Origin of the sequence: Bradyrhizobium uaiense, assembly GCF_010811875.1 — a bacterium.
In the GTDB taxonomy this organism is placed as follows: Bacteria; Pseudomonadota; Alphaproteobacteria; order Rhizobiales; family Xanthobacteraceae; genus Bradyrhizobium; species Bradyrhizobium uaiense.
In genome coordinates this window covers 1-10483 of the sequence record NZ_VKHP01000292.1, presented here as the reverse complement: position 1 = coordinate 10483, position 10483 = coordinate 1, and the positions used below count along the sequence as shown (strand labels likewise).

Genomic DNA, 10483 nt, shown 5'->3' with positions numbered 1-10483 from the left:
AGCTCGGCGCAAGCATCTGGGAGGTCTCGCATGACTGGTTCAGGCTGTGGTGTCTGGCACTGGGCTATTTCGTGCTCGCGGTGATCTCCGCGCTGGTGTTCAAGAGAGGAGCGCAAGATGCCCAACGCTAAGCGCGTCGCCACCATCGCGATCCCGCTTGTGCTCATTGCGGGTGCGCTGATCTATGCCGCAATCCATGCGGCGCCGGCGCCGGCGATCGTCGGTGTCGTCCGCTCGACCGAGGTCAGGATCGAGCCGGAAGTCAAAGGCCAGCTGGTGTCCATCGCGGTCGAGAAAGGCGCGCAGGTGCACGCGGGTGATGTTCTGGCGCGGCTCTCCGCCGTCGAGTTGACCGCACAGGCGGACCAGGCGCGGGCCGCGCTCGCCGCTGCGGCGGCGAGCCGCAACAACGTCTATGCCGGCGTCCGCCGCGAGCAGATCGACTCGCTGAAGGCTGCGATCTCAAAAGCCAATTCGCGCCTCGACTATGTCGAGACCCAGCTCAAGCGGATCAGCACATTGGCGAGCCAGAGCTTCGAGACACAGCAGGCGCTCGACCAGGCAGAGAACGATGTTGGCGCAGCGCGCGCCGGTGTGGCGGCTGCACAGGCCAATTACGACGCGGCGGTGGCGGGGCCGACCAAGGAGGAGCGCGCCATCGCCGACGCCCAGGTGCAGGCCGCCGCAGCCGCGGTCGCGGTGCTGGAGCGCCGTCTCGACAAGATGGTCCTCCGCGCCCCGGCCGACGGCGTGGTCAGCGTTATCGCCGCGGAAATCGGCGAGAACGTTCGCGCAGGCCAGCCGATCCTGATGGTCGCAGCAGCCGGCAAGCAATGGCTCTCGTTCAACGTGCGGGAGGATCATCTCGACGGTCTTGCGATCGGAAAGACCGTGAACGTGACACGGAGCGCCGCCCGCGGCGCGACCAAGGCGCTGATCACGGAGTTGCAGCCGCTTGGGATCTTCGCCACCTGGCAGGCTGAAAGGGTCATCGGCGATCACGACCGCAATACGCTGCGCCTGCGTCTCGACCCCACGGGCGCCGCAGATGGCCTCGAACCCGGCATGGGCGTCCGGATCGAGCGTTGAAACGCCCGACGCCCGGCCTCACAGTCATCGGACTGTCAGAAGATTGAGACAAGAAGGCAACCGCGTCGGCCCTGTTCGGCTCGGCCGTCTAGCATCGCCCCGATGCCACACAAGAGATGGAGGCTTGGCCGTGAAGCACATTCGTTCAGGACGGAAACTACAGGTTGCAACGATGCTGCTCGGTGCGGCGGCCCTGGCGGTCTTGCTACCGTCGATGGCGTCGGCGCAAACCGGCCCGGCGCCGGCCGGCGCCAAGCCCTTCCTGACCGTCGATGGAAAGCTGCCGCTCGTGATCGGGCATCGCGGCGTGCCGGGCCTGATGCCGGAGGAGACCGAAGCCTCGTACGAGCTGGCCGCCGACCTCGGCACGGACTCGCTCGAAGAGGACCTGCATCTGACCAAGGATTGCGTGCTGGTGGCGCGCCACAACCCTTGGCTCGGCGACAACACCAACGTCGCCGAAGTGGCGAAGACCAATGCGGAAGTCGCCAAGCGCAAGCGCACGGTGCCCGGCGTTCCCGTCAAGGTGAAATGGGCCCAGACAGCCGCCGGCGGGCCGGGTGAATATCCCACCGATCTCGTCGATCCGGCCGATCCGAAGTCGGTGCTGAAGGCGCTGATCGTCGACGGCGACGACCATACCAACGACTGGTCGATCACCGATTTCACCATGACCGAGCTGAGGACCTGGATCGCCGGCACCACCTACGATGCGGCCAACGAACGGCCGAAACTGTTCAACGGCAAGTTTCCGGTCATCAGCTTCCAGGACATCATCGACATCGCCAAGGCGAAGAGCAAGGCGACGGGACGCTCGATCTCCGTCTATCCGGAAACCAAGAACCCGACCTGGAACAATGCGCAGGCGATCGCCAATGGTTGCGGTGCGCCCGGCAGCCATCCGCTCGAGGACGCCCTGATCAAGATCATCAAGGACAACGGCCTCAATGCGAAGGACGCGCCGATCATCGTGCAGAGCTTCGAGCCCGGCAGCCTGAAATACATGCGCAGCCACGGCCTGGAAACGCGACAGGTGCAGCTGATCGACGGCAACGGCGTCGACTTCAAGACCGGCAAGGTGCTGCTCAACAACATCGCCAATTCCCGTCCGTACGACTGGACGGTCGCGGGAGATAGCCGCACCTTCGACGCGATGCTGACCCCGGAAGGTCTGGCCGAGATCAAGACCTATGCCGACGGCATCGGTCCGTGGAAGGCCTATATCGTGCCGTACAAGATTGCGCCCTGGAAGGACGCCAACGCCGACGGCACGCCCTACAAGGGATCGACGGCGCAGGCCTCGACACAGGACGCGACCGGCGTGATCGCCGACGCGCACAAGCTTGGCCTGTTCGTGCATGTCTTCACGTTCCGGAACGAGAAGAAGTATCTGGCCGCCGACTATCGCGGCGACCCCAGCCTGGAATATCTGAAGTTCTTCCGTCTCGGCGTGGATGGAGTCTTCACGGATTTCACCCACACCGGCGTTGCCGCCCGCGCTGCCTACTTGCGTGAACTGGGCTGGTGACCTCGTAACATGGCGCGCCCGGCATCGCCGGGCGCGTTTGCATCACTGCTGGAAAACCCGCAGCGTTGCGATCTGGAACGGCCGCAACGGCAGACGACAGCGCCGGGCTTCGGTCGGAACGACGGCGATGCGATCTTCCAGCGTGTTGCTGATCCACGCCGACGATATGTCGACGCCGAAATCGAGCGTCGCGGCGGCGCGAACGCCCGCACTCTCATAGAGCCGCACCACCCAGCCTTCGCCATCCTCGGCGGGCTTGATCGTGTCGATGATCACGTTGGCCGGGGTCGCCGTAAGGAACGACTGCCGCAGCGGCGCGCGCGGCTGCCCTTTGGCCCAGAGCATCGGACGCTCAAAGCACAAAGCGCGCCCCACCGTGTCGGCGGCGCGCCAATCACCCTGATGGGGATAGATCGCGTAGCGCATCCGGTGCCGCCCGATATCGGCCTGTGGATCAGGCACCTCGGAGCCGCGCAGCAGCGTCAGCGCGAGCTGGTTGCCGAACGCCGAATAGCCATGACGGCAATCGCTGAACAACGACACGCCGAAATCCGGCTCGGCGAGATCGGCCCAGCGATGCCCCGGCACCTCGTACTTGGCCGCATCGGCATCGGTGCTGGCATGGGTCGGCCGCTCGGTTGCGCCGAACATGGTTTCATAGGTTGCGTTCGAAGCGCGGCAGGCCACGGGGAACATGACCTTCAGCGCCGTCTTGCGCTCCTGCCAGTCGACCGTTGTCTCGAATTCGAGATGATCCGCGCCGGCATCGAGGCGGATCACCTGAGAGAGCCGGCTCGCGCGTCCGAGCCCGCGCTCGAAACGGATCTCGCCGCGCAGCCCGCCATCCGACAGCACTTCGCAACTCACCTCCCCGGTGGCGTCGCGCGCGGTCTCCAGTGCGAATGGATCGATATCCCATGCCTCGAAATCGAGCGGCCTGTCGTCGAGCAGCAGCATGCGCGCCGCCGGCGATGCGAACGTCTCGCGGCCGCTTGCGATATGCAGCAGCGACCGGACAAGTCCGGTACGGTCAATACGTGCCGTGAGTTGCGCATTCGACAGCATGAAGCCGTCCGTATCGGCGGCAACGGTGACCCGATCATCGGTCGGCTTCACTTCTCCCGCAGCAAAGGGCGCGGCGACGACATGGCGGAGCACCCCGTCGGGATCGGACGCGATCTCGGCACGCGCACGGCCCAGCGTATTGACCAGCGTCCAGCCTTCACCTTCGCAGAGCGTGCCCAACAGCGCCTGCGTGCGGCGGTTGGCCTCCTCCGCCACCCCGGCGAGCTCGACCTCCGCCCGCTCATAGACCTCGCGGATGCTGCTGCCGGGGATGATGTCGTGGAACTGGTTGACCAGCAGCGTCCGCCACAGACCTTCGATCTCCTGCGCGGACGGCGCCGGTTGCCGCCAGGCCGTCGCGACCGCGGCCACGAATTCGAGCGCCTGAAGGCCCGCCTCGCAGGCGCGGTTGAGCCGCTTGATCTCCGACTGCGTGGTGTAGGTGCCGCGATGATATTCGAGATAGAGCTCGCCTTCGATCGTCGCCAGATTCGGCGCCGACATCGCCAGGCGGTCGAAGAAATTGTCGACGGTGCGGATTTGAATCCGCGGCAGTCCCTGCAGATCCTTCATCCGCTGCAACGCCTCGAGCATCGTCTCGTCGGCGCCGCCACCGCCGTCGCCATACCCGAACAGATAGAGCGCGTCGGGTGAGCGATCGGCGTCCTTGTAATTGGCGGCGTGATAGCGGAGCTCGGCAAGCTGCACCGATCCGTTGTAGGTGTCCGCAGGCGGGAAATGTGCCAGCACCGTGGTGCCGTCCAGTCCACGCCAGTGGAAACTGTGATGCGGCGGCGTGGTGAACCTGTTCCACGACAGCTTCTGGGTCAGGAAGCGCGACATCCCCGCCGACTGCATCAGCTGCGGCAGCTGGGCGTCGTAGCCGAACACGTCGGGATTCCAGAACACGGTGGAGCGCACACCGAACGTTCGCTCGAAGTAGCGCTGACCATAGAGAAACTGCCGGCAGATCGACTCGCCCCAGGGCAGGTTGCAGTCCGGTTCGATCCAGCTGCCGCCGACCGGAATCCATTGCCCGGCCGCGGCCTTGGCGCGGATCCGCGCGAACAGGTCAGGGTCGGTCTGCTCGATGACGGCATATTGATAGGCCTGCGAGCAGGCGAACTTGAAATCGGGATAGCGGTCCATCAGCGCGACGGCCGTGGAGAAGCTGCGTTGCGCCTTGCGGCGGGTTTCTGCCAGCGGCCACAGCCACGCGGTGTCGAGATGGGCATGGCCGATCGCCGACATCTCGTGGGCAATGGTGCCGTTGCGCGCCGCCAGCAAGCCGTTGAGGATCTCCCGCGCCGCCGGCCATGTCGCGCGCTCGGCGGGATCGGCGATGTTGCAAACGCGGTTGAGATCGTGCAGCAGGCGTCCTGCCCAGGTCCGGTCCAGCGCCGGCTGCGCGGTCTCGCTGACGGCGCCGTAGGCCCGGCTCTTCGTCGCGGGATCCCGATCGGCCTCGAGCTGGCGAAGCACCTCGTAGTCGAAATGGAACGCGGAGGCCTCGGGATCGAAGCGGCGCAAGTCGCACGCGACCAGCGCGTAGGCTTGCGGATCGCTCCAGAACGCACCGAACAGGCCGTTGCAGGCAATCTCCACATGGAAGCTGACGGCCTCGCCACCGCGCGACGGCTGAACAAGCGGGGCGGTGTGACGGCCGGGATTGAGACCTTGCGACGAGCGTCCGTCGAGCCAAAGCAGGGCTTCCGAACGGCTGTCCCAATAGAGATCAACGCGCGAGCCGGCCCAGGCCTCCGGCACCTCGGCCACGCCCCGCACCCAATAGGTCGCCCATAGCGGCCCCAGCGTCTCGCCCAATGCGACCGGCCGATAGTCCAGATCGAGGGCTTCCGCAAAGCTGATCCGCTCGGTGGGACCGGCGATTTCGAGCGAGGTGACCGGCACGCTGTCGGCATGAATCTTCTGTTGCAGCCGCTGCGCAAAGCTCTCCAGCCTGCGCCGCGTGTATTGCGGGTAGCGACCGCGGATCCGCGCTACCGCGGGATTGCCGCTCTCTCGATCGGTTTCATTCATCGGATTCTTCAGCCAGTTGACGAAAGAGGACCCAAGCGCAATTCAATGATTGATCGTAGCAGCGGCGCCTCGCGGACATCACCTTACCAAAGGTGCATCGGCGCGATATCCAAAACTGTCTCTTGCCTAACTCGTTTGTTTTACCCTTACGACCAGGGATTTCATCTCACGGCCAACAAAAAGCGCGCCCGGCAGTACCGGGCGCGCTGGTCTCTAGCATTGCGACGATACGCGTCAGTCGGTCGCGTACTTGAACTCGGGCATCGCCTTCAGCTCATCCTTGGTCGCATTGAAGACCGCGTGATCCGGATACCAGGGATTCGGCTTCGACGCTGCCGCCGCAGGGGCCGCGCCCGTGGTGGTCGTCGACTTGGTCGTGCTGTCGGTATTTGACGCGCCGGTATAGGCGATCGGCTCGTTGACGAATTTCACCTTGTCGATCGGCACGGCGACCAGATGCTCGCCGACGCCGAGGAAGCCGCCGACGCCGATCACCACGGCCTTGATGGTACCGCCCTTCTCCATCAGGAGATCATTGATCGAACCGACGCTCTCGTTCTTGTCGTTGTACACGCTCAGTCCAACGACCTTCGACGCGCGCCAGTTGCCCTTGAATTCGGTCGGCGACGTGGCTGACGTTGATGCAGCCGGAGCCGGCGACGTGGTTGACGCCGCAGGAGCCATCTTGTCGCTCTTGTCGGTGGGCGCCTGCGCAAACGCGACGGTAGCAAGCAACGCGGAGCCGGCGACGCCGGCAAAGATGGATTTGATCAACATTGTGCGCTCTCCTCAGTTCGCAAAATCGATGCTGGGAGAACCCGGGATATCGGCGACCGTTCCTATTGAAGCTGCGCTCAAAAGCCGCTTCGGCGCGCGGGAACACAATGCTTGGGAACGCCATGAAGGCGGTGCGCCAAGCCCGCACAGATAGACCTCCCCAACACTTGGAACATTGCGGTGCTTGACGAAAGCGACCGTCATCTCTCAACTGAGCTGCGGTTGAGCCTCACGACTGCGCCGGACGCGCAGTCCCTGATGTGACGATGTTTGGCTCACTAAGTCGTCCCGGCGAACCGCGCTGCGCACGCCGGCGTTCGTCCCTGCGGTCACATCATCGATCAACCTGCGTCGATCATGCGCGCATGTCACCGCGCGATCAGAAGCCGCCCCAGTAAGGCGGCACGCCGTAGAAGCGATGCAGCTCGACTTCCTGCGAGCGATCGCCCCAGTCGAAATCCTTGTCGGCGCGGAACGACGGCGCGCGCTTCAGCTCATCGTCCTCGATGTCGAGCTCGTAGGCCTCGAACTTCGGATTGTAGTGCAACCGGCCCCACGGCAGCGGAAGCAGATTGGTTCCGATGCCGAGGAAACCGCCGAAGCTCAACACCGCGTACGACACCTTGCCGGAGATCTTGTCGATCATCAGCCGTTCGATGTGGCCGATCATGTCGCCATTGGCCCGGCGCACTGCCGTCCCCTCGACCCGGTCGCTTGCAATGAGTTGATGCGGCCTGGTCCTGACCTCGACAGCCATCTCACCCTCCCTGACCTGAAAAGGAAATAACGCGTCGCCGGGGAAACCGGTTCCGGCGCCGGATATGGCAGCTGTCCTTCCCTTTTCCAACGGCCCGCTGGCCGACCCCGGGGCGTGGACCGGAGAAGTTCGGCCCGAATTTCAATGCATTGCTGGATGACAGAACGCTAACTTTTCTCCCCGCCGGGACCTGTTTAACTTGAGCGGCTGGGCAAGATTTCAGACATGCACTGAAACAAAATTCCTGAGCCGCTTTCCCCGAATCACGGACAAAAGATCGGTATGACCCAGGCTGCGCCCAATATCCTTGTCGTCGAGGACGACCGCGAAACGCGGTCCCTGATCGCCAAATACCTCCGAACCAATTCCTGCCATGTCACGACCGCCTCCGACGGCCGCGAGATGGCGAAGGCCATGACCGATCACCGCGTCGATCTGCTGGTGCTCGACGTCATGCTGCCCGGCGAGGACGGGCTCAGCCTGTGCCGCAAGGTCCGCGCGGAGTCGCAGACGCCGATCATCATGCTGACCGCGCGCGGCGAGGACGTCGACCGCATCCTCGGCCTCGAGATGGGCGCCGACGATTACCTGGCGAAGCCGTTCAACCCGCGCGAGCTGCTGGCGCGGATCAACGCGGTACTGCGCCGGCAGGCCGCCGCGCGCAACGCCAGCGCGATCGAGGGCGCGACCACGCTGAGCTTCCTCGGCTGGCGCATCGACATCCGCCTGCGCGAGCTGCGCAACCCCGAAGGCGCGCGCGTCGCCATGACCAGCGCCGAATTCGACCTGCTCCGCACCTTCTGCGAGCGGCCCGGCCGCGTGCTGTCGCGCGACAGCCTGCTCGACCTGACGCAGGGCCGCAGCGCCGGCTCGTTCGAGCGTTCGATCGACGTGCTGGTCAGCCGCATCCGCCGCAAGATCGAGCCCGATCCGCAGGAGGCCACCATGATCAAGACGGTGCGTTCCGGCGGCTATGTGTTCACCCCGAGGGTGGAGGCGGTTGCCGCCACGAGCAACTGACCATGAAGCTGCCGCGCGTGCTGAGTCTGCGGGGGATCGGCGCCCAGATGGCGGCGCTGGTCGTTGTCTCGATCGTCGCGCTGCATCTGATCATCACGGCCACCTTCCTGATCCATCGCCCGGACCGGCCGGAGCCTTCGGATCGCTGGCACAGCCAGCTCGCCGCCGTCGCACAACTCCTGGGGCATGCCCCGGCATCGGAGCGACCGCGGCTCCAGGCCGATGTCATCAGAGCCTTCCCGCAGCTTGCGGTCGGCGACCTGCCGGCCGAGACCGGCGCGCTCGCCGAGATCGACGCGCCGAGCCTGCACGCGCTGCGCCGGCTCGGCGCCGGCTATCGCGTCTTCTCGCTGCCGCGCGAGACGGGCTCTATGCCGCACGACACCGAGATTCGCCGCGTCGCCATCCGCCTGCCCGACGGCACGATGTTCGCCGCGAACCTGATGCCGGACCAGCACATGCGGCCGTTCTGGGGCGGGCCGTGGATGATGACGGTGCTGTTCGCCGTGATCAGCGTCACCCTGCTTGGCCTGTGGGCGGCATGGGCGCTGACGGCGCCGCTGTCGTCGTTCGTCAAGGCCGCCGAGACCTTCAGCCTGAACGGCGCCGCAGCGCCGCTGCCCGAGCGCGGTCCCGAGGAGATCCGCTCGCTGGCCAAGGCGCTGAACCGGATGCGCGAGCGCATCACCGCATTGATCGACGACCGCACCAAGATGCTGGCCGCGATCAGCCATGACCTGCGCACGCCGATCACGCGGATGCGGCTGCGCGCCGAATTCATCGAGGACGAGACCAATCGCCACCGCATGCTGCGCGACCTCGACCAGATGCGCTCGATGCTGGAATCGGTGCTGTCGTTCCTGCGCAACGACCGCAAGCTCGAGGAGATGACGCTGGTCGACATCGCCAGCACGCTGCACCTCGTCACCGATCAGTTCGTCGACATGGGACACAAGGTCAACTACGAGGGCCCGCAGCACGCGATGGCGACGGTGCGGCCCGCCGACCTGCATCGCTGCATCACCAATCTGGTCGACAATGCCGCGCGCTTCGGCGGCGAGGTCATCGTGCGCCTCGACGCCAGGCCCGATCGCCTCGTCATCGACATCGAGGACGATGGCCCCGGCATCTCGGACGCGCACAAGGCGACCGTGCTGGAGCCCTTCGTGCGCGGCGACCAGGCGCGCAACATGGACGAGGCCGAAGGCTTCGGCCTCGGCCTGTCGATCGCCAACGCCATCGTGCTCGCGCATCGCGGCACGCTGTCGCTGCACGATCGCAAGCCGCACGGGCTGGTGGTCCGGATCGAATTGCCGGCGCGACAGCAGCCGTTGCAGAAGTCCGCGGCCTGATCCGGCGAAGCAGATCGGCGACCGAGCAGATCGACGACGATCAGGCGGCGAGCGGCGTGAGCTGCGTGTGGTCGTAGATCGCGACCGCCTCGAAGCGGTAATTGCAGGCGCGGCAATTCCACAGATAGAACGTGCGCCCTTCGCTGTGCTCCACCCAATCCGGGCGAGCAATCGGCTTGCCGCATTGCGCGCAGGGATTTTCGCGAGGCATATAGCCAGTGTCCTGACGGACTGAATCTTGACGATTCATGGCGCATCTCCCGAATGTTGTTTCTTGCGTGCTTTTGAATGGACAGACGTGCTGACTCAACACTCCCGCACTGCCTTGCGATGAAGTGTAGACCTTCATCAAGTCGTTTGCACGACAAACCGCTGTGGATAGCGTGCGGCAACGGCGAACAAGAAAAATTGGTAGCCAAAACAATTCTTGGCTGAGTCAATCGAAGCAAACAATTTGAAGCATCTCGCAAGCGCGTCGTTCGCTGCTCCCACATCCGGACAATCACGGACGCAGAACGTTCGTTGATGCGAAGGTTTTGCCACATTCCTGCCTGCTCGCCGTACCAATGAGACCGCAGAACCGACGCGCGTTTGATCACCCCGAGCGACCCGAGATGAAGACCGTACAAGTCCTTGGCTACCTGGCCGCTATTGTGTGGCTTGCGTCCTGCACCGGTGCGAGTGCGCAATCGCGCGCGCAATATGAGGCGATGGTGGCGGCCGAGGCGCAGGCGAATCTGGTGCCGGAAGAGCTGGTGCATCGCGTCATCGTCCGCGAGAGCAAATACCAGCCGCATTTGATCGGGCGCGGCGGCGCCATCGGCATGATGCAGATCAAGCTCGCGACCGCCCGCG

General features: G+C 64.9%; 9 protein-coding genes. 5 read left to right on the top strand and 4 right to left on the bottom strand.

The annotated features are described in order from the left end of the window. Nucleotides 1-117 precede the first annotated feature (117 nt). The gene (locus FNJ47_RS40665) at nucleotides 118-1089 is read left to right on the top strand and encodes an HlyD family secretion protein (RefSeq protein WP_163161742.1); all 972 of its coding nucleotides are present in this window, start codon (nucleotides 118-120) and stop codon (nucleotides 1087-1089) included. A 130-nt stretch (nucleotides 1090-1219) separates the two neighbouring features. Next, a complete protein-coding gene (locus FNJ47_RS40660) occupies nucleotides 1220-2617 on the top strand; it encodes a glycerophosphodiester phosphodiesterase family protein (RefSeq protein ID WP_347341782.1) in 1398 nt (465 codons plus the stop codon). 42 nt (nucleotides 2618-2659) lie between these two features. Here FNJ47_RS40660 and FNJ47_RS40655 read toward each other — a convergent pair whose 3' ends face one another. The 3 genes from FNJ47_RS40655 to FNJ47_RS40645 all read right to left on the bottom strand — a co-directional run bounded on the left by FNJ47_RS40655 (nucleotide 2660) and on the right by FNJ47_RS40645 (nucleotide 7256). Continuing rightward, a complete protein-coding gene (locus tag FNJ47_RS40655) occupies nucleotides 2660-5722 on the bottom strand; it encodes an alpha-mannosidase (protein WP_163161740.1) in 3063 nt (1020 codons plus the stop codon). Between the two features lie 234 nt (nucleotides 5723-5956). Continuing rightward, entirely contained in the window at nucleotides 5957-6499 is a 543-nt protein-coding gene (locus FNJ47_RS40650; RefSeq protein ID WP_163161738.1) for a PRC-barrel domain-containing protein, read from the bottom strand. 379 nt (nucleotides 6500-6878) lie between these two features. After that, on the bottom strand, nucleotides 6879-7256 hold the full coding sequence (locus FNJ47_RS40645) for a PRC-barrel domain-containing protein (protein ID WP_163161736.1): 378 nt from the start codon (nucleotides 7254-7256) through the stop codon (nucleotides 6879-6881). Nucleotides 7257-7538: 282 nt separating this feature from the next. Between FNJ47_RS40645 and FNJ47_RS40640 the strand changes: the two genes are divergently transcribed. Beyond that, nucleotides 7539-8276, top strand: a complete 738-nt coding sequence (locus tag FNJ47_RS40640; RefSeq protein ID WP_029078975.1) for a response regulator — start codon at nucleotides 7539-7541, stop codon at nucleotides 8274-8276. 2 nt (nucleotides 8277-8278) lie between these two features. Continuing rightward, a complete protein-coding gene (locus FNJ47_RS40635; RefSeq protein WP_163161734.1) occupies nucleotides 8279-9628 on the top strand; it encodes an ATP-binding protein in 1350 nt (449 codons plus the stop codon). Between the two features lie 40 nt (nucleotides 9629-9668). On the opposite strand, the gene FNJ47_RS40630 is transcribed toward FNJ47_RS40635, so the two are convergent. Beyond that, nucleotides 9669-9878 (bottom strand): hypothetical protein, encoded by a 210-nt coding sequence (locus FNJ47_RS40630; protein ID WP_163161732.1) that lies wholly within the window; start codon nucleotides 9876-9878, stop codon nucleotides 9669-9671. Between the two features lie 364 nt (nucleotides 9879-10242). Between FNJ47_RS40630 and FNJ47_RS40625 the strand changes: the two genes are divergently transcribed. Then, nucleotides 10243-10483 (top strand): transglycosylase SLT domain-containing protein (locus tag FNJ47_RS40625; protein WP_163161730.1); only part of this gene is annotated, 241 nt, incomplete at its 3' end.